Below are 23,920 nucleotides of genomic sequence, written 5' to 3'. Positions count from 1 at the left end.
CCCTCCGGGGCGGGGGCCGGGCCGGGGGGGGGGGGGGGGGGGGGGGGGGGGGGGGGGGGCCGGCGGGGGCGCCCCCCCCCCCCCCCCCCCACGCCCCCTCACCGCCCGACGAACCGCGGCTTCTCCTTCTTCACGAACGCCTCCACCGCGATCACGTGGTCCTCCGACGCGCCGGCCCGCGTCTGCAACTCGTCCTCCTTGGCGAGCGTCTCGGTCAGCGAGTGGTCGGTGCCGTAGGCCAGCGACTCCTTGATGGCGGCGTACGCGGCGGTCGGCCCCTGCGCCAGCCGCAGCGCGAGCGCCCGGGCCTCCGAGGCCAGCTCCGCCGCGGGCACGACCTTGTTCGCGATGCCCAACTCGTAGGCCTCCTGGGCGCTGATGCTGCGCGGGAAGAGCAGCAGGTCGGCGGCGCGGCCGTGGCCGACCAGACGCGGCAGCGTCCAGGACACGCCGGAGTCGGCGGTCAGTGCGACGCCCGCGAAGGAGGTGTTGAAGGAGGCGGTGTCGGCGACGAGGCGGTAGTCCGCCGCCATCGCGAAGCCCGCGCCGGCCCCGGCAGCGACCCCGTTCACGGCCGCGACCACCGGCTTCGCCATGCCGGTCAGCGCCTCGACGATCGGGTTGTAGTGCTCGCGCACCGTGCTCATGGTGCTGCCCTCGCCGCTCGCCCGGTCCTTCTCCAGCGAACCGATGTGCTCCTTGAGGTCCTGCCCGACACAGAAGGCGCGGCCCGCGGCCGTCAGGAGGACGGCGCGTACCGCTGGGTCGGCGGCCGCCTCGCGCGCGGCGTCACGGAGGGCGACCTTGGTCTCCGTGTCGAGTGCGTTCATGGCATCAGGGCGGTTGAGCGTGATCGTGGCAACGCCGTCGGTGACGTCGTAGAGCACGGTGTCGGCCATGGTGGGATCCCCTCCGTCGCGGCTCGGGCTGCGGGAGAAGCGCAGCCGGCGATCAGGATGCCGGAGATCATCCGCACTGTCGTGTGACGTACATCAAAGAATGGTGGCGTGCCGGGCAATGGCAGGTGGCGCAGTATCGCAGGTGACTCCCCGAATTGGGTGGTTTTGCGAATGTACGTTGCCGAAGGGATGCCCGCTGATGTTGGTCATCGGGTCCTGCGATGCGGGATAATGACATGGAAGCAATGTGTTCGATGCCGGTGACGCGTGCCCCTCTCCAGAGGGCCGTCGGCTGACGATGAGCTGGTTTCAGGAAGGGGAACGAGCATGGCGGCCATGAAGCCGCGGACGGGCGACGGCCCGCTCGAGGTGACCAAGGAGGGGCGGGGCATCGTCATGCGCGTTCCGCTCGAAGGCGGCGGTCGGCTTGTCGTCGAGCTGACTCCCGACGAAGCCAAGGCTCTCGGCGAGGCTCTGGACAAGGTCTGCGTCTGACGCGGCCGAGCCTCACGATCTGTCCGGCCCCGGCGGACGGTGCGTACACGCTACGCACCGACTCCCGGGGCCGTGTCATACCCCTGGCCCAGTACCCGGATTCGAAAATACGCATGCATGCGTAGGCGCCCGGACGTAGGGGTTTTCAGCCCCGGCGTACGCGCTCTCGCCCGTCGCACCCTACGCACCCCTGCGCGCCCGGCGTGCGCGGGGCCCCGTCGGCACCCCTCAGGCGCGCTTGACCGCGCAGAGCAGGCCGTCGCCCACCGGCAGCAGCGACGGGACCAGGTGCGTGCTCTCGCGGATGGACCGCAGCAGTTCCCGCAGCCGCTGTATCTCCGCAGGCTGCTCGCCGGAGTCGACGGTCCGGCCGCCGGCGAAGACGCCCTCGAAACAGACCACCCCGCCCGGGCGCAGCAGGCGCAACGATTCAGCGAGATAGTCGGCGTACTCCATGCGGTCGCCGTCACAGAAGACCAGGTCGTAGCCGCCGTCGGCGAGCCGGGGGAGGACCTCCAGGGCGCCGCCGGGGATGAAGCGGGCCCGGTTGCCGGCGAAGCCCGCGGCGCGGAACGCCTGCCGGGCGAACTGCTGGCGCTCCGGTTCCAGGTCGACGGTGGTCAGGACGCCGTCGGGGCGCATGCCGTGCAGGAGGTAGATGCCGGAGACGCCGGTACCGGTGCCGATCTCCGCGACGGCCTTGGCGTCCGCGGTGGCGGCGAGCAGGCTGAGGGCCGATCCGGTGCCGGTCGAGACCGTGCGGATGCCGGCTTCCCGGGCCCGGTCGCGGGACCAGTGCAGGGCGGCGTCGGCCGTGTCGTCGATGGTCCCGGCGCCGTAGGCCTCGGCGAATGCCAAGCTCGTCTGCCGGTTGCCGGTAATGGCCCTCTCCTGTCCCCGTAGTTGACGCAACCGTGACTGTATCCGCTGAGTGCGGGAACCCGCAGATGGGACCGGGCGTTAGAGAGAAACAGGGGGGATACGCAGGTGAGGACGGAAGAGAACCGCAAGCCAGACCAAAAGCAGGTCAAAACTGCTTATCCGGAGCTAACGGGTGAGGTGGATATGGTAGGGGCTCTACTGGACACCACCAGAGCCACCAGGGGAGGTGCGGCTGCGGCGGGTGACCGAAGAACGCTGCTGCGTTTTCGAAGGTCGGCCGGCGAGCCGAAATCCGTGACCAACAATGCTGACCGTGCCCGCGCGAACGACTCCGCACCCACCGCGACCTTCGCCGCCGATGCGGAATCGCAGGCGTGGACTCCGCCCAGCTGGGAGGAGATCGTCAGCACCCACAGCGCCCGTGTCTACCGTCTCGCCTACCGCCTGACGGGAAACCAGCACGATGCCGAGGACCTCACCCAGGAAGTCTTCGTCCGCGTCTTCCGTTCGCTCTCGACGTACACCCCCGGTACGTTCGAGGGCTGGCTGCACCGCATCACCACCAACCTCTTCCTGGACATGGTGCGCCGCCGGCAGCGGATCCGCTTCGACGCGCTGGGCGACGACGCCGCCGAGCGGCTGCCCAGCCGCGAGCCGTCGCCGCAGCAGCACTTCAACGACACCCACTTCGACGCCGATGTGCAGCAGGCGCTGGACACCCTGGCGCCGGAGTTCCGCGCCGCCGTCGTCCTGTGCGACATCGAGGGCCTGTCGTACGAGGAGATCGCCGCGACCCTGGGCGTGAAGCTCGGCACGGTCCGCAGCCGTATCCACCGAGGCCGTTCCCACCTGCGCAAGGCGCTCAAGCACCGCTCGCCTGCGGCGCGCGCCGAGGAGCGGGAGCGCGAGCGGCAGCAGCGCGCCTTCGCGCCCCTGGCGACAGGGGAGGTCGGAATCGCGTGAGCGGTAGCGGCGGTCAGTCCCCCGCTGAGCAGCATCTCGGCGACCGCCTCGCGGCTCTGGTCGACGGGGAGCTGGGGCACGATCAGCGTGAGCGGGTGCTGGCGCACCTCGCGACCTGCGGCAAGTGCAAGGCCGAGGCCGATGCCCAGCGGGAACTGAAGAACGTCTTCGCGGAAATGGCCCCGCCCGGGCCCTCCGACGGGCTGCTCGCCCGTCTGCAGGGGCTGCCCGGGGGGGATCCCGGCGCGCCCGCGGGCCGGCTCGGTGAGGGCGGCCTCGGGCGTGGGTCCTTCGGCCGCGGCGGCCTGAACGGCGGCGGCTTCGGCCGCGGCGGCATGTCTTTCGCGTACGCCCCGACCTCGGGCACGCACGCGGCCCCCGGGCTCCTCGCGCAGCCGGGCGGGCGCGGCTTCCGGATACATGAGCGCGGCGGCGAGCGGTCGGGTGCCGCGACGGCCGGTCCCTCCGGCACGGCTCCCCACGGTTCGCCGCGGCGCCGCTTCGCGTTCGCCGCCGCGGGCGCCGTCTCCCTGGCGGCCTTCGCGCTGAGCGGCGCGCTGCCGCTGGAGGCCGCGGTCGACACCGCTTCGGGGCGCGGCGAAGGGGCGAACAGCCCGCTGTCGGCCGCCCCGGCCGCCCAGGCGGAGAGGGCCGGCGAGCGCGGGCAGCGGCCGGCCGCTGCGCGTGGTTCGCGTGACCGGGACGCGCTGCTCGGCGTCCTGCAGGGCCGGGCGACGCCGGCCGCCTCCTCCGCCGAGTTCTACCCCGCGGCCGCCTCCCTCCCGGTGCGGTACGCCACGCCCTTGACCGGCGACGGCGGCGCGCGGCTGAGCCCGCTGGCGGCCCCCGGCCGCCCCGGCGTCGCCGGTCCGGCCTCCGGGCTGGACACGGCGGCGGGCACGGGTGCCGCTTCCGGTGCGTCGGCGGGCGCGTCCCACGGGCTCTCCGGTGTGACGGCGGCCGGCACGGGCGGCTCGGCCCCGTCCGGGAGCCGCGGACCGCTGCCCTCGGCGCTCGCCTCGCCGTCCTCGCGGGCCACCACCTACCCGGCCCCGCCGCTGCCCCCGCTGGAGCCGAAGCGGCCCCTGCTGACCCGCAGCGCCTCCGCCGCCCCCTGACCCGCCGTCAGGCAGGCGGTCGCTTCCGCCGTCACCGGGGCCCGGCAGTCACCGGGCCCCGCACGCGGCGGACCCGAACCTGGTTGAATCGCCGGTGGGCCGCGCATCGCGCCACCAGCGCACCCAGGGGGCGCGCGGCCCCGCACGCGGGCGAACTGTGGGGAGAACATGAACGAGGGCACGGCCTCCGGGCCCCACCACGAGGACCGTTCCGACCGGGCCACGGAGGGACGGCCGGAACCGGCCCCGGAGACGACGGCCGGACCGGCCCGGCAGCGGGCCCCGGAGCCTGCTCCGGAGGAAACCCCGGTGCCCGGACAGGCGCGGGCCGACCACCCGGAGCAGGCCGCGCGGCCGCTGCATCCGGAGGACCCGTACGGCACTCCGCCGTACGGCGGGCCCGGCCCGTGGGCGCCGGCGCCGCCCGTACAGCGCCCGGTACCGACACCGCCCCACGGCGTCGCCGTCCCGCCCCAGCAGGCGCAGGGCGTCCCGCCCGCCGCCGCGCAGCAGCCGACGCAGGACTTTCCGCCAGCGGCCCCACTGCCGTACGCCGGGTCCCCGGCACCGGCCGCACCCCGGGCGGCGCCGCAGGGAACGCCCCCTCAGCCACAGCCTTACCCGCAGGGCGGACCTCGGCCTCAGGACGAGCCCCAGCCCCGGGGCGGGCAGCCTCTTCCGATGCCGCAGGTGCCTCTTGCCGGGTACGGCGGGGGCGGCGGGGGGCCGTGGGAGCGGTACGACCCCTGGGCGGCGGGGGACGGCGCGGGGGAGCCGGCGCCCGCGGAGCGCAAGCGGGGGCGCGGGCGGATCGTCGTCGGCGCGATCGTGCTCGCGCTGGTGGCGGGCGGCGTCGGCGGCGGCGTCGGCGCGTACATCGAGCGCAGCGGCGGCGTCGGTGACGTCCGGCTGCCGCAGGTCTCCGGCGAGCAGGCCGGCCGCGCTCCCGACAGCGTGGCCGGCATCGCGCGCAGCGCGCTCCCCGGCGTCGTCACCCTGCACGTACGCGGTGGCGACGAGGAGGGCACCGGCACCGGCTTCGTACTGGACCGCCGGGGCCACCTGCTGACCAACAATCACGTCGTCGAGGCCGGCGGGGGCGACGCCGAGATCACCGTCACCTTCAGCGGCGGCGAGACCGCCACCGGCCGCGTCGTGGGCCGGGACAGCGGCTACGACCTCGCCGTGGTCAAGGTCGACGGCGCCGGTGACCTGAAGCCGCTCACCCTCGGCAACTCCGACGACGTACAGGTCGGCGACCCCGTCGTGGCGATCGGCGCGCCCTTCGACCTGGCCAACACCGTGACCTCCGGGATCATCAGCGCCAAGCAGCGCCCGATCACCGCGGGCGGCGAGAGCGGCGACGGCAGCGACGTCAGCTACGTGGACGCGCTGCAGACCGACGCGCCCATCAACCCGGGCAACTCCGGTGGCCCGCTGGTCGATGGCCGGGCGCACGTCATCGGCATCAACAGCGCCATCCGCGCGGCCGGCAACGGCGACAGCCTCGGCGGCGAGCAGGGCGGCAGCATAGGGCTGGGCTTCGCGATACCGATCAACCAGGGCAAGCGCGTCGCCGAGGAGCTGATCAACACCGGCCGGGCGACGCATCCGGTGATCGGGGTGACGCTGGACATGGGGTACAGCGGGGACGGCGCGCGGGTGAGCGCCAAGAGCCGGGGCGGCGCCGCCGCGGTCACGCCGGGCGGCCCCGGCGCGCGCGCCGGGATCAAGGCGGGCGATCTGATCACGCAGGTGGACGGCGGCGCGGTGCACAGCGGCGAGGAGCTGATCGTCAAGATCCGCAGTCATCGCCCGGGGGACCGGCTGAAACTCACGGTCGAGCGGAACGGCCACCCGCGCACGGTCGGGATCACCCTCGGCTCGTCCACGGACCAGAACTGACCGGAAGGGCGCAGGCCCGACCGGCCGCGTCTCACCCCGTGTCCCGGCGCTCGCGCGCAGTCACGGGCGGGATGCCGGTGTCACGATCGTTTGCACTGTGTTGGGGCGGGTGACTCCCGTTGGACGGCCGGGGCCAGGTACCGTGATAGTCGGCCTGGGCCGTAAGGCCGCAGGACAGGGCCACGGACGGATCAAGGAGCTGCAAGGTGTTCTTCGACATAGGACCCCTAGAGCTGGTGGCGCTCGTGGTTCTGGCCATCCTCATCTTCGGCCCCGACAAGCTGCCCAAGGTCATCCAAGATGTGACGGGATTCATCCGCAAGGTGCGGCAGTTCTCCGACAGTGCCAAGGAGGACATCCGTTCCGAGCTGGGCCCCGAGTTCAAGGACTTCGAGTTCGAGGACCTGAACCCGAAGACCTTCGTACGGAAGCACGTCCTGGAGAAGGAGGAGTACGGCCTCCAGGAGATCCGTAACGGCTTCGACGTGAAGCAGGAGATGGCCGAGGTCACGGAGGCCGTCCGGGGCAACGGGAGCGACGACGGCGGCGGTGTCCGCCACAGCCTCACCAAGGAGACCCCGGCCGCCGGCGGCGGCACGCCCGACCTGACCAAGCGCGAGACCCCCGCCCCCGCCGACCGTCCTCCGTTCGACGCGGACGCCACCTGATACGCCCGTATGTCCGGCTGTGTTGACTCGTATGGCTATGCTCCCGGTGTCCGGGGTGAGGTCGCCTGAGGGGGGCGGGCCGCCCACGACGCAGGGCAACGAGGAGGCTCCGCGCACATGGAGACGAAGAGTCGGGCCGGCGCACATGCGGTGCCCGCTGACGCCGGGGAAAAGGTCGACGGCTATTTGATGGCCGATTTCCCGTGGTACGGCCTGGACGAGGCCTTCACGGGCCCGCGTCGGCTGATGCACGCGGGCGTCACCCCCCAAGGCACGGTCGAACACGGTTCGCTCGCGCACGGGGAGGAGCCCACCATTCGGGTGGAGACCGTGCCGGATGCCGAGCGCTTCGCGGTCGTGGTCACGGTGCCCTGCCGCCCCGTACGGCGCAGCGAGGACGGCACGGGCGTACTGGAAGCCACCTCGGTCTCCTCGGCGGCCTGGCTGGCCGGCTCCGGGCTGCTGAACTGCACCTGGCCGGTGCAGATGGAGCGGGCGTTGCGGCAGGACTGGCTGGACCAGCAGACCATGATCGCGTGGGAGCTGGCGGACGACCTGACCGGTGAGGCCTGGACCGAGCTGACGCTCCCGGTGGACGGCGTGCCGACGCCGTTCCACTACCGCGAGTCGGAGTACGGCTGGGTGCTCGCCGGGTCGACGGGCGACGGCCCGGAGGGCGTGCACATCGGCGCGTACGGGCGCGGCATGAGCGCCTACGGTCTCGGCTTCGCCGTCGTCAAGGACCTGAGCACGTACGAGGGCTGACGTACGAAGCTGACGTGACACCGGCGTACGACAAACACGACACCGGCGCACGGCAAAGGGGCGGACCCAGTGGTCCGCCCCTCGTGGCGTCCGGGAACGGCCCGGTGAGCGCTCAGAACTTGTTGCGCGGGGTGATTCCCAGGGACATGCCCGACAGGCCGCGCTGACGGCCGCCCAGCTTGCCGGCGACCGCACGGATCGCCGCGCCCGCGCCGGAGTCCGGGTCGCTGAGCACGACGGGCTTGCCCGCGTCGCCGCCCTCCCGCAGCCGGACGTCGATCGGGATCGAGCCGAGCACCGGCACCTGCGTACCGGTCGTCTTCGTCAGGCCCTCGGCGACCTGCTGGCCGCCGCCCGTGCCGAAGACGTCGACGATCTCGCCATTGGGCAGCTCCAGGCCGGCCATGTTCTCGACCACGCCGACGATCTTCTGGTGGGTCTGCACGGCGATGGAGCCGGCCCGCTCGGCGACCTCGGCGGCGGCCTGCTGCGGGGTGGTGACGACCAGGATCTCGGCGTTCGGCACCAGCTGGGCGACGGAGATCGCGATGTCGCCCGTGCCGGGCGGCAGGTCCAGCAGCAGGACGTCCAGGTCGCCCCAGTACACGTCCGCGAGGAACTGCTGGAGCGCGCGGTGCAGCATCGGGCCGCGCCAGACGACCGGCGCGTTGCCCGGGGTGAACATGCCGATCGAGATGACCTTCACGCCGTTCGCCGACGGCGGCATGATCATGTTCTCGACCTGGGTGGGACGGCCCTCGGCGCCCAGCATGCGCGGCACGCTGTGGCCGTAGATGTCCGCGTCCACGACGCCGACCTTCAGGCCGTCGGCGGCCATGGCCGCGGCGAGGTTCACCGTCACGGAGGACTTGCCGACGCCGCCCTTGCCGGAGGCGACCGCGTACACGCGGGTGAGCGAACCCGGCTGCGCGAAGGGCACCTCGCGCTCGGCCGTGCCGCCGCGCAGCGCCGAGGCCAGCTCCTTGCGCTGCTCGTCGCTCATCACGTCCAGGTCGACGGCGACGGAGGTGACGCCCTCGACCCCGGCGACCGCGTCGCGCACGTTGCTGGTGATCGTCTCGCGCATCGGGCAGCCGGAGACGGTGAGGTAGACCACGACCGACACGGCGCCGTCGGCCGCGATGTCCACGGACTTGACCATCCCCAGCTCGGTGATGGGGCGGTGGATCTCGGGGTCGTTCACCGTCGCGAGCGCGTCGCGGATCGCGTCCTCGCTCGGAACGGCCGTCGTGGGCGTGTCGGTAGCCATGTACTGCATAGTACGGCCGCGTGAAGCGCGTCCCAAAGGGGCGGTGGTCGGGCGACGGGTGGGATTCGGTGGGGGCCTCCGGAAAGGGCCGTCCCCCGTCGTGTACGTCACTCCCGGTGACGGCGGCGGGACGGCCGTTCCTCGTACTCGCCGTCCTCGTACTCCGCGTCCCGCCGCCCCTCCAGCTCCTTGATCATGTCCTGGAGTTCGGAGCGGATCCAGTCGCGGGTGGCGACCTCGCCGAGGCCGAGCCGGAGCGCCGCGATCTCGCGGGTCAGGTACTCCGTGTCCGCGATCGACCGCTCGTTCTGCTTGCGGTCCTGCTCGCGGCTGACCCGGTCCCGGTCGTCCTGCCGGTTCTGGGCGAGCAGGATCAGCGGCGCGGCGTACGACGCCTGGAGGGACAGCGCGAGGGTCAGGAAGATGAAGGGGTACTCGTCGAAGCGGAGTGGCGCGGGCGCCGTGACGTTCCAGGCGACCCACACGATGATCAGGACGGTCATCCAGACGATGAACCGGCCGGTCCCCAGGAAGCGGGCGATCTTCTCCGACAGCCGCCCGAACGCCTCCGGGTCGTACTCCGGCAGCAGGCTGCGGCGCGGCGCCCGCGGCACGTCCAGCCGGGCCCGCGACCGCTCGCCGGAGGCCGCGGCGGCCCGCGCCCGCTCCTTGGTGCTCTCCCGGTCATCGACGCCCATGCGTGCCCCCGCCCGCGGTGCCCGCGGCGTTGCTCCCCGAAGCGCCGCCGGAGTGTCCGTTCGTCCGCTCGCCCCCGTGTCCGTTGGGGCGGTCGCCGCGCCCGCCCATGTGGTCCGTGGCGTCCACGCCGGGCGCGCCGTGCAGGTCCGTCTCGCGCCAGTCCTCGGGCAGCAGGTGGTCCAGCACGTCGTCCACGGTCACCGCGCCCAGCAGGGACCCGCTCTCGTCCACGACGGGCGCCGCGACCATGTTGTACGTGGCCAGGTAGCTGGTCACGGCGGGCAGCGGGGTGTCGGGCGGCAGCGGCGGCAGGTCGCTCTCCACGATCGCGCCGACGAGGGTGAAGGGCGGATCGCGCAGCAGCCGCTGGAAGTGGACCACACCGAGGTACTTGCCGGTCGGCGTCTGGTCCGGCGGCCGGCAGACGTACACCTGGGCGGCGAGCGCGGGGGAGAGGTCGGGGTCGCGCACCCGGGCGAGCGCGTCGGCGACCGTGTCGTCCGCGCCCAGCACGATCGGCTCGGTGGTCATCAGGCCGCCCGCCGTCCGCTCCTCGTACGACATCAGGCGCCGGACGTCGGCCGCGTCGGCGGGCCGCATCAGCGTCAGCAGCCGCTCCTTCTCGTCCTCCGGGAGCTCGGAGAGGAGGTCGGCGGCGTCGTCGGGGTCCATCGCCTCCAGGACGTCGGCGGCCCGCTCGTCCTTCAGCTTGCCGAGGATCTCGACCTGGTCGTCCTCCGGCAGCTCCTCCAGGACGTCGGCGAGCCGGTCGTCGTCCAGCGCGGCGGCGACCTCGACGCGGCGCTTGGGGTTGAGGTGGTGCAGGACGCTCGCGAGGTCGGCGGGGTGCAGCTGCTCGAAGGTGGCGAGCAGGCTCTCGGCGCCCTGCCCGTGCTCCTCCAGGGAGAAACCGGTGACCTGCGACCAGTCCAGGGTCAACGTTTCTCCGCGGCGGCGCAGCGCCCCGCCCTTACCCTTCCGTACGAAGACCTTCTCGATCTCCCAGTCCCGGCGGGCGGGCAGCTGGGTGATGCCGATGTCCAGGACGGTGGCGTCCTCGCCGGTCTCCACGATGCTCACCCGGCGGTCCAGCAGCTCGCCGAGGACGAGGGTCTCCGAGGCGCGCTGCTCGAAGCGCCGCATGTTCACCACGCCGGTCGTGATGACCTGTCCGGACTCCACGCCGGTCACCCGGGTCATCGGCAGGAAGATCCGGCGCCGGCTGATCACCTCGACGACGAGCCCGAGGAGCCGGGGCGGCCGGCCGGCCACCCGCAGCACGGCCACGAGGTCCCGTACCCGGCCGACCTGGTCGCCGTTGGGGTCGAACACGGCGATGCCGGAGAGATGCGAGACGAACACCCGGGGGGTGACCACCGCCATGCCGTGCGCCTCCGCTCCTTCTCCTCCGGCTCCCGGCGGACCGGGGGCAGCCGACTCCCGAAAAATCAGGTGATATCGCGCTTCGGTCGGCTTCAGGCTAGCGCGCTCCGCTGACGGGTGCCCCGGCAGGCACCACCGTACGGCTGTCCGACCGCCGTACGCCTCCCTCTCCGCCGGACGCCGTGCGGTGCACCGGTACGCTGCCGTACGCCGTCGAGGCACCCGCGACCGACCAGCGCACCAGGAGGCAGCCAGCCGTGACCGCAACTTCGCCAGGAACGAGTCGCCGGCCCCGCTCCGTCCGCCGCGCCGGCCGGGCGACGGCCGCCGTCACGGTGTGCGCGGGCCTGGCGCTGGCGCTGACGGCCTGCGGGGGCTCGGAGGACCCGGACGCGGGCACCAACGGCGTCGGCAAGCTGTCCGCCGCCAAGATCCGGAAGAAGACGGTGGCCGCGGCGGAGAGCGCGAACACCGTGCACGTCACCGGCAAGCTCGTCAGCGGCCGCAGCACGTACGAACTGGACATGCAGCTGGCGCGGAACGGCGGCAAGGGCACGGTCGGCACCAAGGACACCGAGTTCTCCCTGCTGCGCATCGACCGGTCGCTGTGGGTGAAGGCCGACGCCGACTTCTGGGCGCACCAGAAGGACGCCGCGCCGAGCGAGAGCGACACCGCGGCCGCCGCCAAGCTCGACGGCAAGTACGTGAAGGTGCCCGCCGAGGACCGCACGTACAAGCAGTTCAGCGGCTTCACCGAGAAGGAGCCGCTGCTGGAGACGCTGCTCTCGCTGCACGGCAGCCTCTCCCGCGGCGCCCACGGCGACGTCGACGGCACCCGCACCATCCGCGTCGCGGCGGCGCAGGGCAACGGGGGCACGCTGGACGTCTCCCTGGACGGCGAGCCCTACCCGCTGCGCCTCCAGCGGGCCGGCGGCGCGGGCGTGATCCGGTTCACCGACTGGGGCAAGCGGATCGGGCTGGAGCGCCCGGACGACAACCAGGTCGTGGACTACGGGGAGAGCCTCGGCAGCGGGAACTGAGCGCCGGCGCGCGGCAACCGGCTCCGGCGGTACCGGGAGCGGGTCAGCCGCGCCGGCCCCGGCGGAGCAGCTTCGGCAGCGCGGCGGGGAGCGGCCCGCGGGTGGTGGCGGCGGACGGCAGCGGCCGGGCGGCCCCCGCGTCGTCACCGAAGTCCGTACGCGCCTCGGGCGCCCCGTCCCCGGTGAGCGGGGTCAGCCGCAGCACCCGGCTCTCGCGGGCCCAGCGCTCCGGCATGGTGTCCGCGTCCGGCGCGTTCAGCCGCTTGCCCTTCAGCTCGCCGACGGCGGCCTCCCAGGGCTCGCTGTGCGGCGCTGCCTCGGTGACCCGGGCCGTCCAGGCGACCAGCCGGCCGCCCTTGTCCTTGCTGCGGACGGTGACGGTGGCGGTGGCGCCGTCGGCGAGCCCGAGGTCGGCCAGCGGCTGCTCCAGGGCGCCGTCGCCGACGAGGCAAGCGGCGCCGTCGTGCCAGACGTGCCAGAGCGCGCGGGACGGGCCCTCGGTCCCCTGGACCCAGATGAGGCCGGACTTCTTGGTGGCCTCCTCGATGAGCGCCTGGTCGAGCAGCGGCTGGGGCACGGTCTCCGTCATGCCCGTAAGCCTAGTCAGGCGCTCCGGAGGACCGTGCCGCCGCCCCGCGACCGCTACAGCCAGCCGTTGCGCTTGAAGCCGCGGTGGATGCCGAAGCAGATGACGACGGTGACCATCAGGACGGCCGGGTAGCCGAACTTCCAGTGCAGCTCGGGCATGTACTTGAAGTTCATGCCGTAGATCCCGGCGATCATCGTCGGCACCGCGAAGATCGCGGCCCACGAGGTGATCTTGCGCATGTCCTCGTTCTGCGCCACGGTCGCCTGCGCCAGATTGGCCTGCAGGATGGAGTTCAGCAGGTCGTCGAAGTTGAGTACCTGCTCGTTGACGCGCGCCAGGTGGTCCGCGACGTCCCGGAAGTACTTCTGGATGTCGGAGTCGACCAGCCGCATCGGCCGCTCGCTGAGCTGCTGCATCGGGCGCAGCAGCGGCGAGACCGCCCGCTTGAACTCCAGCACCTCGCGCTTGAGCTGGTAGATCCGCCCGGCGTCGCCGCCCTTGGCGGTGGCCCCGGCCTTGCCCTGGGCCTTGCCGTTGGTGCCGGAGCTGAAGACGTCGATCTCGACCTCGTCGATGTCGTCCTGCACCGCGTCGGCGACCGCGATGTAGCCGTCCACGACCTGGTCGGCGATGGCGTGCAGCACGGCCGAGGGGCCCTTGCCGAGCAGCTCGGGGTCGTCCTGGAGGCGGTGCCGCAGCGCGCGCAGCGAGCCCTGGCCGCCGTGTCGGACGGTCACGATGAAGTCCCGGCCGGTGAAGCACATCACCTCGCCGGTCTCCACGACCTCGCTGGTGGCGGTCAGCTCGGCGTGCTCGACGTAGTGGATCGTCTTGAAGACGGTGAAGAGGGTGTCGTCGTACCGCTCCAGCTTGGGCCGCTGGTGGGCGTGGACGGCGTCCTCGACGGCCAGCGGGTGCAGCCCGAACTCGCCGGCGATGCCGGCGAACTCACGCTCGTTCGGCTCGTGCAGGCCGATCCAGGTGAAGCCGCCGTTCTCGCGGACGTCGGCGATGGCCTCGCCGGGGGAGACATGGCCGCTGACGCGCCGGCCGTCGCGGTAGACACCGCAGTCGACGATGGCGCTGTTGGTGGCGGCGGTGCGGGTGGTCTCGTACTCGTACGGGGAGTCGCCGCGACGCCGGGAGGGGCGGACGGCGGCGCGCAGGTCGCGGATCATCGACATGGCAGGCTCCTTCACGGGCCGGCCGTCAGGCGCGGGGCGCGGTGCGTAGCGCAACCCGGAACGTGGACGTACGCGGCATCGTCGGTCGTACGTCCGCAAAGCGGGCGGCGCTCCGTGCGTCGGTACTGACGGCGGTTCGCAGTGCGGAAAGAACAGGGAAAACCGAGGTGCAGGCGTTCTTCCGTCAGAAGCTGCGGGTGCGAAGGGACTTCACGTGTTTCGGCGGGACAAGGCCGGGTACGGAAGCTCTCGGAATCAGGAGAGTCGCATCATCAGCGGGACGACGGGAGAACTGCCGGTACTGCACGGTCGACTAGGATCCATGCCAGTCCCACCTCCTCCGGCCGGTCCCCGCTGGGGGACGGACGTCTTTCGCTGACCAGATGGCAAGGCTATCAGCCGACTGAACCGTTACGTTCCCGCTGCGCCGCCGCTTTGCCTGTTCCATACGCAGCCGTACCCCGTCGAAGGGGCGGCCGGCCGGCCCCGGAGCCGCCCGTATGCTCGCCGCATGTCTGACGTTCTTGAGCTGGTCGAAGCCCGGTTGCTGATGGCGCTGGGGGAGCCGGACGCGCGCGCCGCGGTGACGTTCCTCGGTACGGACCGCATCGAAGTGCTGCGCTACGCCGACGGCGAGCTGGTGCGGTACGTCACGCTGGGCATGTCGGCGAACCCCATGACGGATCCCTCGGAAGTCCTCGCCGACCCCCTGAAAGGCCCCCGCGCGGAACTGATCCTGACCGTGCGGAACGGCCGCGCCGACACCGACAAGGTGCTCAGGCCGCTCGCCGTACTGGCCGCTTCCCCGCAGGTCGAAGGCGTCATCGTGGCCCCGGGCGCCTCACTGGACGTCGGCGACCCGCTGTGGCCGGACGCGCCCTTCACCTCGGTACTGGTCAGTGAGGGCGGGGGGCAGGTGGAAGACCTCGCGCTCGACGAGCCGATGGAGCCGGTGCGCTTTCTGCCCCTGCTGCCCATGACGCCGAACGAGGCGGCCTGGAAACGGGTGCACGGTGCCGCGGCGCTGGAGGAGCGCTGGCTCCAGCAGGGCACCGACCTGCGCGATCCGCTGCGCGGCGGCGTCTCCTTGGACTGACGCACCGAGATCGAAACGCCACGATGCGAAGTTGGCGTGAAGTCGGTGTCCGGTTGGCTCGAATGCGACCGACCTCGCTGCGTGGGCGTACAGATGACGCAGCGGCGCAGCGCACCCCGGACGGGTGATCGTCCTTGACGCGCGGGCGGCCCTGGAGGACCGTTGAGCCCTATGAGGGGCGAACCCAGTTGCCCGAAGTGCGGTGGCCGGGTGCGCGCGCCCGGTCTCTTTGCCGATTCCTGGCAGTGCGACGTGCACGGCACCGTGCACCCGCTGCAACCGGTCGTGCCGCCGAGCGTCGAAGCGCTGGCCGTCGTGGTCAATCGCGCGCGCGTCCCGGTGTGGATGCCGTGGCCGCTGCCGGTGGGCTGGCTGTTCACGGGCGTGGCCTGCGCGGGGGACGACCGCAGCGGCGGCCGTGCCACCGCGGTGGCCTGCTCGGGCCCCGGACCGCTGGGCGGCCCGGGTGAGCTGGTGCTGGTCGCCGAGGAGCTCGGCGTCGGGCTCGGCGCCCGGTACGCCGGCATCGACGGACCGGACCCGGGACCGGGCATGCGCGTGGAGCGGCCGCCGCACGCCAAGGTGATGGCCGCGGGCCGGCCGACCCCGCTGTGGCACGTCGAGGGCGTGCCCGAGGACCGTGCGGTCTTCGCGGGCGAGGCGCGCGGGCTGTGGCTGTGGGCGGTCGTCTGGCCCGAGCAGTCCGGGCTGCTGATGTACGACGAGCTGGTCCTCACCGACCTGCGGGACGCGGGCGCCGAGGTCGACCTGCTGCCGTGCGGCGCGCTGTCCCCGCGCATCCTGTCCTGAGGCGGCGGACTCCCGTACGTCCTGTCTCGCGGCGATGGTGTCCGCGCAGGTCCGGCAGTGAGAGCGGTGTCACGCTCGGCACGAGGGCGGATGGACGGTCGGCGGTTATCCTTTGGACGTCCCCTGTCGTCCGGCGCGCTGTCCGGCCATTGCCCGGTCCGCCGTCCCGTCCGTGTCTGGAGTCCGTGTCGTGCGTATCGACCTGCACACCCACTCCACCGCGTCCGACGGCACGGACACCCCGGCCGAACTGGTACGCAACGCCGCCGAGGCCGGTCTGGACGTCGTCGCGCTCACCGACCACGACACCGTCGGCGGATATGCCGAGGCCAAGGCCGCGCTGCCGGCCGGGCTGACGCTCGTGACCGGCGCCGAGCTGTCCTGCCGGCTGCCCGCGCGCGACGGCAGCGGCGACGGCATCAGCCTGCACATGCTGGCCTACCTCTTCGACCCCGACGAGCCGGAGCTCGCCCGCGAGCGGGAGCTCGTACGGGACGACCGGGTTCCGCGCGCCCGCGGCATGGTCGCCAAGCTCCAGGAGCTGGGGGTGCCCATCACCTGGGAGCAGGTGGCGCGGATCGCCGGCGACGGCGCCGTCGGGCGCCCGCACATCGCCACCGCCATGGTCGAGCTGGGCGTCGTGCCGACCGTCTCCGACGCCTTCACCCCCGAGTGGCTGGCCAACGACGGCCGGGCGTACGTCGAGAAGCACGAACTGGACCCCTTCGAGGCGGTCCGGCTGGTCAAGGCCGCGGGCGGGGTCACCGTCTTCGCGCACCCGCTGGCCCTCAAGCGCGGCGTCTGCGTCCCGGAGAGCGCGATCGCCGAGCTGGCCGCCGCCGGGCTGGACGGCATCGAGGTCGACCACATGGACCACGACGCGCCGACCCGTGACCGGCTGCGCGCCATCGCCGCCGACCTCGGCGTGCTCACCACCGGCTCCAGCGACTACCACGGCAGCCGCAAGACCTGTCGGCTCGGCGAGTACACCACCGACCCCGAGATCTACGGGGAGATCGTGCGCCGTGCGACCGGCGCGTTCCCCGTCCCCGGCGCCGGCGGCTGATCCGGCCCGCGGGGCCTTACACCTTCCCGCCCCTCCCGGGCTCCTCCGGCGCTCCGCGCCGTCCTCTTCCCGCTGCACACGCGCCCCTGCGCGCGTGCTCCCGTACCACCGCAAGGCCATCACCGTGTTCGACCTCGCCGTCTTCGGATCCCTCTTTCTCACCCTTTTTGTGATTATGGATCCCCCTGGGATCACGCCGATCTTCCTCGCCCTGACCTCGGGCCGTCCGGCCAAGGTGCAGCGCCGGATGGCATGGCAGGCGGCGGCCGTCGCGTTCGGCGTCATCGCCGTCTTCGGCCTCTGCGGCCGTCAGATCCTTGCCTACCTGCACATCTCCACGCCCGCGTTGATGATCGCGGGCGGGCTGCTGCTCCTGCTCATCGCGCTCGACCTGCTGACGGGGAAGTCGGAGGAGCCGACGCAGACCAAGGACGTCAACGTGGCGCTGGTGCCGCTGGGCATGCCGCTGCTGGCCGGGCCGGGCGCCATCGTGTCGGTGATCCTCGCGGTGCAGCACGCGGACGGTGCCACGGGCCAGGTCTCGGTATGGGCGGCGATCGCCGCGATCCATGTGGTCCTCTGGCTGGTGATGCGCTTCTCGCTGGTGATCATTCGAGTGATCAAGGACGGCGGGGTGGTCCTGGTGACCCGGCTGGCCGGCATGATGCTCTCCGCGCTGGCCGTGCAGCAGATCATCAACGGCGTGACCCAGGTGGTCAACGGCGCCTGAGCCGACCGGCCCGGCAGCCGCCCGCCCCGGAGAACACGCCGCCCCCGTACGGACCGTCCGTACGGGGGCGCTGCTGTCGGCGGGCCGGTGAGCCGGCGGGCCGGGGAGCCGGGGACCGCGTTACGAAGCGGCCGTCGCGGCATCGGCGGGGCGGATGTAGATGCGCTGGCCGATTGCGGCGGCCTGCTGCACGATCCGGTTGACGGAGGCGGCGTCCACGACGGTGCTGTCCACGGCGGTGCCGTTGACGTCGTCAAGACGCATGATCTCGAAGCGCATAAAGGGCTTCTCCCTTCGTCTGATCCTCCTGAGGAGAACTGCTGGGCGGCACGGATGCCTGTCATCGGTGTCAGGCGTGCCAATGGGGACAACGAAGTGCTCTGAGCAATAATTCCCTACGCTAAAGAAAATTTTCGAGTGTCTAATTACTCACAGGTAAGTTCACTCGTCCCTCGCCACCCGGCCGGTTGTGCCTCCCCCGTGCCCGCCAGGAGAATCGAACCGGTATGAACGACGACGTCCGGCCCGCGGGCCCCACCGACCTCACCGCTGTCGTGGCGGGCATCGAGCGCACCAACGAGCTGCTCAACCGTGTCCTGGCCGAGGTCGCCACGACCCCCTCCACGCACGCGGTCTTCGTCGACGCGGGCTATCTCTACGCGGCGGCCGGCCGGCTCGTCACCGGTACGGAGGACCGCCGCTCCTTCGATCTGGACGCCGAAGGGATCATCGACGCCTTCATCGAGGTGACCCGCGTCGTCTTCCCGGACAGCCGGCTGCTGCGGGTCTACTGGTACGACGGCGCGCGCCGCCGCATCCACACCCTGGAGCAGCAGTCCATCGCCGAGCTCCCCGACGTCAAGGTGCGGCTCGGCAACCTCAACGCCAACAACCAGCAGAAGGGCGTCGACTCCCTGATCCGCTCCGACCTGGAGTCGCTCGCTCGGCACCGCGCCATCAGCGACGCCGTCCTCATCGGCGGCGACGAGGACCTGGTCTCCGCGGTGGAGGCGGCGCAGGGCTACGGCGCGCGGGTGCACCTGTGGGGCGTCGAGGCCGTCGACGGGCGGAACCAGGCCGAGCCGCTGCTCTGGGAGGTCGACAGTCAGCGCACCTTCGACCTGGAGTTCTGCAAGCCGTACGTCACCGAGCGCACGCTGCAGGACGGTGGCGCGGCGGGCGCGGCCGACGACGGGCCGGCGCCCAGCCGCGAGGACGTCCGCTTCGTCGGCGCGCAGGTCGCCGCCCAGTGGCTGGCCTCCCGCGGCCGTGACTGGACCGCCGACCTGCTGCCCGGCCATCCCTACCTGCCGGGCGCCGTCGACCAGGACCTGCTGACCACCGCCGAGGGCCTGCTGCGCCACTCCCTGCGCCCGTACGCCGACCTCCGGCGCGTGCTGCGGGACGGCTTCTGGGAGCACGTACGGGCGCAGTTCTGAGCCTCACGCTCCGCGTACGTCATGCTGCCCCATCGCCCGCGTGAGTGCCACTGCCTCGCGTACGCCCTGCAGCCCGGCGTGCGCCTACAGCCCGGGGCCGTCGTCCCCCGCCTCGTCCCAGAAGGACACCAGAGCCGCCGCCGTCTCCGCCGGCCGCTCGGCGTTGGGGGAGTGCTCGGCGCCCGCGATGACCGTACGGCGCGCGCCGAGCCGCTCGGCCATCTCGTCCATCAGCGGCACCGGCCAGGCGTAGTCGACGGCACCGGACAGTACGTGCTTGGGCAGCGGTACGGCGGCCAGCGCGGCCACCCGGTCCGGCTCGCCGGCTATCTGCCGCGCCGTGCCGATCAGCTGTTCCGGCACGGTGCCCAGCCAGCGGCGGTGCAGGAACTCGGCGATCTCGGGCGGCGTGGTCTCGCCCGCCGCCTCCGGCGGGTCCAGGTCCCGCATCGCCTGCCAGACGGCCTCCATCGTCATCGTGGTCAGCGCGTCGATGAGCATCTTGGCGCGGGCCCGCTGCTCGGGGGCGACCGCGGCGGGGCCCGAGCTCATCAGGGTCAGCGAGCGGTACGGCGCGGCGCAGTCGAGCACCGCGGCGCGCGCCAGCAGCCCGCCGAGCGAGTGGCCCAGCAGATGCACCGGGCCGGCGTCCAGCGCGGCCGCCTGCGCGGCGATGTCGAGCGCCAACTCGCCCTGTGCGTAAGCCTGTTCCGTGCGCGGCCCCGGTGTCTCGTACTGGCCTCTGCCGTCCACGGCCACGGCGCGGTACCCGGCCGCCGCCAGCGGGGCGAGCAGCGGGAGGAAGTCCTCCTTGCTGCCGGTGAAGCCCGGTACCAGCAGGGCGGTGCCGCGTAGCGGGCCGTCGGGACGCGCGTCGTGCACCGCGAACTCACCTCGCGCGGTGGCGAGTCGGTACGCGCCGGCGCACGCGGGCAGATCGAGGAACGGAGGCCTACTCATGCACCAGAGGCTATCCGGGGCGGATGACGGGCGGGTGCCGGAAAGATGGCCTCCGCCGCCCGTCCCGCCGCCCGTACGACGACGGCCCCGCACCGCCTGAGCGGTACGGGGCCGTCGGTGGCCTGCGGATCAGCCCTCGGCCGCCGCCTCGGCGGCAGCGGCCGGCTTCTTCGCCGCGGTCTTGCGCGTGCGGCGCGGCTTGGCCGGAACCTCATCCGTCGCGCCGTCCCCGGTGGCCGCTTCGGTCTTCTCCGCGGTCTTCTTGGCGGCGGTCTTGCGGGTGCGGCGGGGCTTGGCCGGTGCCTCGTCGGCCACCGTCTCCGCGGGCTGGTCGCCCTCGGCGGTGTCGACCGCGGCCTCGGCCTTCTTGGCGGCCGTCTTGCGGGTACGCCGCGGCTTGGCCGGCGCCTCCTCGGCGACGTCCGTGCCCTCGGCCGCCTCGACGGAGGCCTCGGCCTTCGCGGTCGTCTTCTTGGCGGCGGTCTTGCGGGTGCGGCGCGGCTTGGCCGGTGCCTCGTCGGCCACCGTCTCCGCGGGCTGGCTGCCCTCGGCGGTGTCGACCGCGGCCTCCGCCTTCTCGGCGGTCTTCTTGGCGGCCGTCTTGCGGGTACGGCGCGGCTTGGCCGGCGCCTCCTCGGCGGCCTCGGCCGGAGTGCTCTCCGCGACGACGTTCTCCGCGGTGGCGCGCTCGGCGGTCTTCTTGGCGGTCTCCTCGGCGGCGCGGCGCTCGGCGGCCAGTCGCCGGGCGGCGACCTCGACCGTCTGGAAGCCCACCGAGGTGTCCTCCTTGACCACGACCGGGCGCCGGGGCGCCGGAGTCTTCGCGGCCCGGGCCGGGGCCTTGGCGGCGGGCGCCCGGTCCTCGGCGGGGGCGGTCACGGCCTCGGCGGCCGTGCCCTGGGCGCGGTTGTTCCGGCTGCGGCGGCGGCGCGGCTTGGCCGGCGCCTCCTGCGCGGTGTCCGGACCGGCACTCTGCGCCGGGACGTCCGCGGCGTCGGTGCCCTCGGCGGTCTCCACCGCCTGCGCCGCCTTCTCGGCGGGGGCGGACTCCGGCTCCGCCACGGCGTGCGCGGTCGCGGCGGGGGCCGTGGTGGCCGCGGACGTGGCGGCGGAGGCGCCGCTGCGGGTGCGACGGCGGCGGCGCAGCTGGCGCGGCGCGGATGTGCCCTCGGCGGTGTCCGCAGCGGCCTCGGCGGCCTCACCGCCCTTCGGGGCGTCGGCACCGCCCTCGGCACCGGCCTCGACCGGGGCGCCGTTGCGGGTACGGCGACGCTTGCGCGGCGTACGCGTACGCTCCGGGCGCTCCTCCTCGCGCTCCTTGCCGCCCCGGCCGCGCGGACCGCCACGGCCGCGGCCGCCGGTCTCGCCGAGGTCCTCGACCTCTTCGGCCGCGAGGCCCGCGCGGGTGCGCTCCGAGCGCGGCAGCACGCCCTTGGTGCCCTCGGGGATCTTCAGCAGCTCGTAGAGGTGCGCGGAGGTGGAGTAGGTCTCCTCCGGGTCGTTGAACGGCAGGTCCAGCGCCTTGTTGATCAGCTGCCAGCGCGGGATGTCGTCCCAGTCGACCAGCGTGACGGCGGTGCCCTTGTTGCCCGCGCGGCCCGTACGGCCGATGCGGTGCAGGTAGGTCTTCTCCTCCTCGGGCGACTGGTAGTTGATGACGTGCGTCACGCCCTCGACGTCGATGCCGCGCGCGGCGACGTCGGTGCAGACGAGGACGTCGACCTTGCCGTTGCGGAAGGCGCGCAGCGCCTGCTCGCGGGCGCCCTGGCCGAGGTCGCCGTGGACGGCGCCGGAGGCGAAGCCGCGCCGCGCGAGCTGGTCGGCGATGTCGGCCGCGGTGCGCTTCGTGCGGCAGAAGATCATCGCGAGCCCGCGGCCCTCGGCCTGCAGGATGCGCGAGACCATCTCCGGCTTGTCCATGGAGTGCGCGCGGAAGACGTGCTGGGTGATGTTGGCGACCGTGGCGCCCTCGTCGTCGGGCGAGGTGGCGCTGATGTGGGTCGGCTGTGACATGTAGCGCCGGGCCAGCGAGATGACCTGGCCGGGCATGGTCGCGGAGAACAGCATGGTCTGCCGCTTGGCGGGCAGCTGCTGGATGATCTTCTCGACGTCCGGCAGGAAGCCGAGGTCGAGCATTTCGTCGGCCTCGTCCAGGACCAGGGCGCGGACCTGGGAGAGGTTCAGCTTCTTCTGGCCCGCCAGGTCCAGCAGGCGGCCCGGGGTGCCGACGACGACGTCGACGCCCTTGTTGAGCGCCTCGACCTGGGGTTCGTACGCACGGCCGCCGTAGATGGCGAGAACGCGGACGTTACGGACCTTGCCGGCGGTCAGCAGGTCGTTGGTGACCTGCTGGCACAGCTCACGGGTGGGGACGACGACCAGTGCCTGCGGCGCGTCGGTCAGCTTCTCGGGCTTGGCCCGGCCGGACTCGACGTCGGCGGGGACGGTGACGCGCTCCAGGAGCGGGAGCCCAAAACCGAGGGTCTTGCCCGTACCGGTCTTGGCCTGGCCGATGACGTCCGAGCCCGAGAGGGCGACCGGGAGGGTCATGGCCTGGATGGGGAAAGGAGTCGTGATGCCGACGGCTTCGAGGGCTTCAGCGGTCTCGGGGAGGATCCCGAGGTCTCGGAACGTAGACAGAATCTTGCCTCTTCTGTGAGTCGCGGCGCGAGGCGTCGAAGGGGATCAACCGTGCCTTCTCACCGTCGTACTGTTCGTACTCGGCGCGGCCCGGCCTCCTAGGGCCGGATGGCGCGGGACCACTGCCTTCGCTCAGGCGCTCGTGCCGCGAGCGGTGTCCCTCCTGCCGCACGTACGTCTCGTACGCGCCACAACAGAGGGCGGTCGGGTGTTGGAGCCGATCGGGCCACCGACCGGGCATCCGCATGCGTGGCAGGCCCACCGATAGTCGGCGGGCTCATTACCACCATACCCCGGATGAGCGCATGTGTGTCCGGGCAATCGTTCGGTCGGGTGGGACCCGAGTGGCTGACCAGGCCCTCTCCCGGCTTGCGCGGCGGGCTATTGTGCGCTTCATGGAGACGCCCGACAACGCCACCGCCGACGCCACGCCCGACGAGCCCACCGGGATCGCCGCCCAGACCTGGGAGCAGGCGGCCGCCGACCCGCAGTACCGCGCCGCGGTCATCGACCTGCTCGGCGCCCTCGCGTACGGCGAGCTGGCCGCCTTCGAGCGGCTGGCCGAGGACGCCAAGCTGGCCTCCACCACGGACGACAAGGCGGAGCTGGCGAAGATGGCTTCGGCCGAATTCCACCACTTCGAGAGGCTGCGGGAGCGGCTGGCGCAGATCGACGCCGAGCCGAACGCGGCGATGGAGCCGTTCGTCGCCGCGCTGGACGAGTTCCACCGCCAGACCGCCCCGTCGGACTGGCTGGAAGGCCTGGTCAAGGCGTACGTCGGCGACTCCATCGCCAGCGACTTCTACCGCGAGGTGGCGGCCCGGCTGGACTCCGACACCAAGGAGCTGGTGCTCGGTGTGCTGGATGACACAGGGCACGCCTCCTTCGCCGTCGAGAAGGTCCGCGCGGCCATCGAGGCCGACCCGCGGGTCGGCGGCCGGCTCGCGCTGTGGGCGCGCCGCCTGATGGGCGAGGCGCTCTCGCAGGCGCAGCGGGTGGTCGCGGAGCGCGACGCGCTGTCGACGATGCTGGTCGGCGGGGTGGCCGACGGCTTCGACCTGGCGGAGGTCGGCCGGATGTTCTCGCGCATCACCGAGGCGCACACGAAGCGGATGGCGGCCCTGGGGCTGGCCGCCTGAGGGACTGACGGCGGGGCCGGCCGGTCCCGCCCCGGGCCGGGATCGCCGCCCGGCCCGTATGAGGATGCTCACCCCGTGGGGCCCCCCCCCCCCCGGGCGGGGGGGGGGCCCCCGGGGGGGGGCCCCCCCGGGGCCCCCCCCCCCCCCCCCGCCGCCCCCCCCCCCCCCCCCCCCCCGGGC

Annotated in this window: 23 protein-coding genes; 13 read left to right on the top strand and 10 right to left on the bottom strand. The window is 72.9% G+C overall.

All coding sequences use genetic code 11. From position 1 onward, the window contains the following. Nucleotides 1-98 precede the first annotated feature (98 nt). On the bottom strand, nucleotides 99-899 hold the full coding sequence (locus ACIGQF_RS32730; protein ID WP_399717889.1) for an enoyl-CoA hydratase-related protein: 801 nt from the start codon (nucleotides 897-899) through the stop codon (nucleotides 99-101). A 327-nt stretch (nucleotides 900-1,226) separates the two neighbouring features. Between ACIGQF_RS32730 and ACIGQF_RS32725 the strand changes: the two genes are divergently transcribed. Then, on the top strand, nucleotides 1,227-1,394 hold the full coding sequence (locus ACIGQF_RS32725) for a DUF3117 domain-containing protein (protein ID WP_107054016.1): 168 nt from the start codon (nucleotides 1,227-1,229) through the stop codon (nucleotides 1,392-1,394). A gap of 228 nt (nucleotides 1,395-1,622) precedes the next feature. Here ACIGQF_RS32725 and ACIGQF_RS32720 read toward each other — a convergent pair whose 3' ends face one another. After that, on the bottom strand, nucleotides 1,623-2,306 hold the full coding sequence (locus tag ACIGQF_RS32720) for an O-methyltransferase (RefSeq protein WP_399717885.1): 684 nt from the start codon (nucleotides 2,304-2,306) through the stop codon (nucleotides 1,623-1,625). Between the two features lie 153 nt (nucleotides 2,307-2,459). Here ACIGQF_RS32720 and sigE point away from each other — a divergent pair, with 153 nt between their 5' ends. The 5 genes from sigE to ACIGQF_RS32695 all read left to right on the top strand — a co-directional run bounded on the left by sigE (nucleotide 2,460) and on the right by ACIGQF_RS32695 (nucleotide 7,695). Beyond that, nucleotides 2,460-3,239: an RNA polymerase sigma factor SigE gene (gene sigE, locus ACIGQF_RS32715; RefSeq protein ID WP_361563789.1), complete on the top strand. Its 780-nt coding sequence runs from the start codon at nucleotides 2,460-2,462 to the stop codon at nucleotides 3,237-3,239. Continuing rightward, the gene (locus ACIGQF_RS32710) at nucleotides 3,236-4,357 is read left to right on the top strand and encodes a zf-HC2 domain-containing protein (protein WP_399717882.1); all 1,122 of its coding nucleotides are present in this window, start codon (nucleotides 3,236-3,238) and stop codon (nucleotides 4,355-4,357) included. The genes sigE and ACIGQF_RS32710 overlap by 4 nt, the downstream gene beginning before the upstream one ends. A gap of 168 nt (nucleotides 4,358-4,525) precedes the next feature. Beyond that, nucleotides 4,526-6,262 carry a trypsin-like peptidase domain-containing protein gene (locus tag ACIGQF_RS32705; RefSeq protein ID WP_399717879.1) on the top strand — a complete coding sequence of 579 codons (1,737 nt, stop codon included), beginning with the start codon at nucleotides 4,526-4,528 and terminating at the stop codon, nucleotides 6,260-6,262. Nucleotides 6,263-6,468: 206 nt separating this feature from the next. Continuing rightward, nucleotides 6,469-6,930: a sec-independent translocase gene (locus ACIGQF_RS32700; RefSeq protein WP_399717876.1), complete on the top strand. Its 462-nt coding sequence runs from the start codon at nucleotides 6,469-6,471 to the stop codon at nucleotides 6,928-6,930. A gap of 117 nt (nucleotides 6,931-7,047) precedes the next feature. Then, complete coding sequence (locus tag ACIGQF_RS32695) at nucleotides 7,048-7,695, top strand: hypothetical protein (RefSeq protein ID WP_399717872.1); 648 nt, start codon at nucleotides 7,048-7,050, stop codon at nucleotides 7,693-7,695. Nucleotides 7,696-7,807: 112 nt separating this feature from the next. On the opposite strand, the gene ACIGQF_RS32690 is transcribed toward ACIGQF_RS32695, so the two are convergent. The 3 genes from ACIGQF_RS32690 to ACIGQF_RS32680 all read right to left on the bottom strand — a co-directional run bounded on the left by ACIGQF_RS32690 (nucleotide 7,808) and on the right by ACIGQF_RS32680 (nucleotide 11,047). Continuing rightward, entirely contained in the window at nucleotides 7,808-8,965 is a 1,158-nt protein-coding gene (locus ACIGQF_RS32690; protein WP_399717870.1) for an Mrp/NBP35 family ATP-binding protein, read from the bottom strand. Nucleotides 8,966-9,072: 107 nt separating this feature from the next. Next, complete coding sequence (locus ACIGQF_RS32685; protein ID WP_399717868.1) at nucleotides 9,073-9,663, bottom strand: DUF1003 domain-containing protein; 591 nt, start codon at nucleotides 9,661-9,663, stop codon at nucleotides 9,073-9,075. Continuing rightward, nucleotides 9,650-11,047 carry a magnesium transporter MgtE N-terminal domain-containing protein gene (locus tag ACIGQF_RS32680; protein ID WP_399717865.1) on the bottom strand — a complete coding sequence of 466 codons (1,398 nt, stop codon included), beginning with the start codon at nucleotides 11,045-11,047 and terminating at the stop codon, nucleotides 9,650-9,652. The genes ACIGQF_RS32685 and ACIGQF_RS32680 overlap by 14 nt, the downstream gene beginning before the upstream one ends. Nucleotides 11,048-11,304: 257 nt before the next feature. Between ACIGQF_RS32680 and ACIGQF_RS32675 the strand changes: the two genes are divergently transcribed. Next, nucleotides 11,305-12,087: a hypothetical protein gene (locus tag ACIGQF_RS32675; RefSeq protein ID WP_399717862.1), complete on the top strand. Its 783-nt coding sequence runs from the start codon at nucleotides 11,305-11,307 to the stop codon at nucleotides 12,085-12,087. Between the two features lie 43 nt (nucleotides 12,088-12,130). Here ACIGQF_RS32675 and ACIGQF_RS32670 read toward each other — a convergent pair whose 3' ends face one another. Together ACIGQF_RS32670 and ACIGQF_RS32665 are read right to left on the bottom strand one after the other, a co-directional pair. Beyond that, nucleotides 12,131-12,676, bottom strand: coding sequence for a hypothetical protein (locus ACIGQF_RS32670; RefSeq protein WP_399717859.1), 546 nt, complete (start codon nucleotides 12,674-12,676; stop codon nucleotides 12,131-12,133). Nucleotides 12,677-12,729: 53 nt separating this feature from the next. Continuing rightward, a complete protein-coding gene (locus ACIGQF_RS32665) occupies nucleotides 12,730-13,860 on the bottom strand; it encodes a magnesium and cobalt transport protein CorA (protein ID WP_399717856.1) in 1,131 nt (376 codons plus the stop codon). Nucleotides 13,861-14,371: 511 nt separating this feature from the next. Between ACIGQF_RS32665 and ACIGQF_RS32660 the strand changes: the two genes are divergently transcribed. From ACIGQF_RS32660 to ACIGQF_RS32645, 4 genes are all read left to right on the top strand, one after another. Next, entirely contained in the window at nucleotides 14,372-14,956 is a 585-nt protein-coding gene (locus ACIGQF_RS32660) for a suppressor of fused domain protein (protein WP_399717853.1), read from the top strand. A 171-nt stretch (nucleotides 14,957-15,127) separates the two neighbouring features. Beyond that, nucleotides 15,128-15,766 carry a DUF6758 family protein gene (locus ACIGQF_RS32655; RefSeq protein ID WP_399717851.1) on the top strand — a complete coding sequence of 213 codons (639 nt, stop codon included), beginning with the start codon at nucleotides 15,128-15,130 and terminating at the stop codon, nucleotides 15,764-15,766. A 190-nt stretch (nucleotides 15,767-15,956) separates the two neighbouring features. Then, the gene (locus tag ACIGQF_RS32650) at nucleotides 15,957-16,832 is read left to right on the top strand and encodes a PHP domain-containing protein (RefSeq protein ID WP_399717848.1); all 876 of its coding nucleotides are present in this window, start codon (nucleotides 15,957-15,959) and stop codon (nucleotides 16,830-16,832) included. Nucleotides 16,833-16,956: 124 nt separating this feature from the next. Next, nucleotides 16,957-17,562 (top strand): MarC family protein, encoded by a 606-nt coding sequence (locus ACIGQF_RS32645; protein ID WP_399718055.1) that lies wholly within the window; start codon nucleotides 16,957-16,959, stop codon nucleotides 17,560-17,562. 120 nt (nucleotides 17,563-17,682) lie between these two features. On the opposite strand, the gene ACIGQF_RS32640 is transcribed toward ACIGQF_RS32645, so the two are convergent. Beyond that, on the bottom strand, nucleotides 17,683-17,841 hold the full coding sequence (locus ACIGQF_RS32640) for a hypothetical protein (protein WP_361563827.1): 159 nt from the start codon (nucleotides 17,839-17,841) through the stop codon (nucleotides 17,683-17,685). Between the two features lie 227 nt (nucleotides 17,842-18,068). Between ACIGQF_RS32640 and ACIGQF_RS32635 the strand changes: the two genes are divergently transcribed. Beyond that, nucleotides 18,069-19,001, top strand: coding sequence for an NYN domain-containing protein (locus ACIGQF_RS32635; RefSeq protein WP_399717844.1), 933 nt, complete (start codon nucleotides 18,069-18,071; stop codon nucleotides 18,999-19,001). Nucleotides 19,002-19,085: 84 nt separating this feature from the next. Here ACIGQF_RS32635 and ACIGQF_RS32630 read toward each other — a convergent pair whose 3' ends face one another. Further along, nucleotides 19,086-19,961: an alpha/beta fold hydrolase gene (locus ACIGQF_RS32630; RefSeq protein ID WP_399717841.1), complete on the bottom strand. Its 876-nt coding sequence runs from the start codon at nucleotides 19,959-19,961 to the stop codon at nucleotides 19,086-19,088. Nucleotides 19,962-20,090: 129 nt separating this feature from the next. Then, complete coding sequence (locus tag ACIGQF_RS32625; RefSeq protein ID WP_399717839.1) at nucleotides 20,091-22,511, bottom strand: DEAD/DEAH box helicase; 2,421 nt, start codon at nucleotides 22,509-22,511, stop codon at nucleotides 20,091-20,093. Between the two features lie 485 nt (nucleotides 22,512-22,996). Between ACIGQF_RS32625 and ACIGQF_RS32620 the strand changes: the two genes are divergently transcribed. Continuing rightward, nucleotides 22,997-23,740: a ferritin-like fold-containing protein gene (locus tag ACIGQF_RS32620; RefSeq protein WP_361563834.1), complete on the top strand. Its 744-nt coding sequence runs from the start codon at nucleotides 22,997-22,999 to the stop codon at nucleotides 23,738-23,740. Nucleotides 23,741-23,920 lie beyond the last annotated feature (180 nt).

Origin of the sequence: Streptomyces sp. NPDC053560, from assembly GCF_044544605.1 — a bacterium.
GTDB lineage: Bacteria > Actinomycetota > Actinomycetes > Streptomycetales > Streptomycetaceae > Streptomyces.
This window is presented reverse-complemented; position numbering and strand designations above follow the sequence as displayed.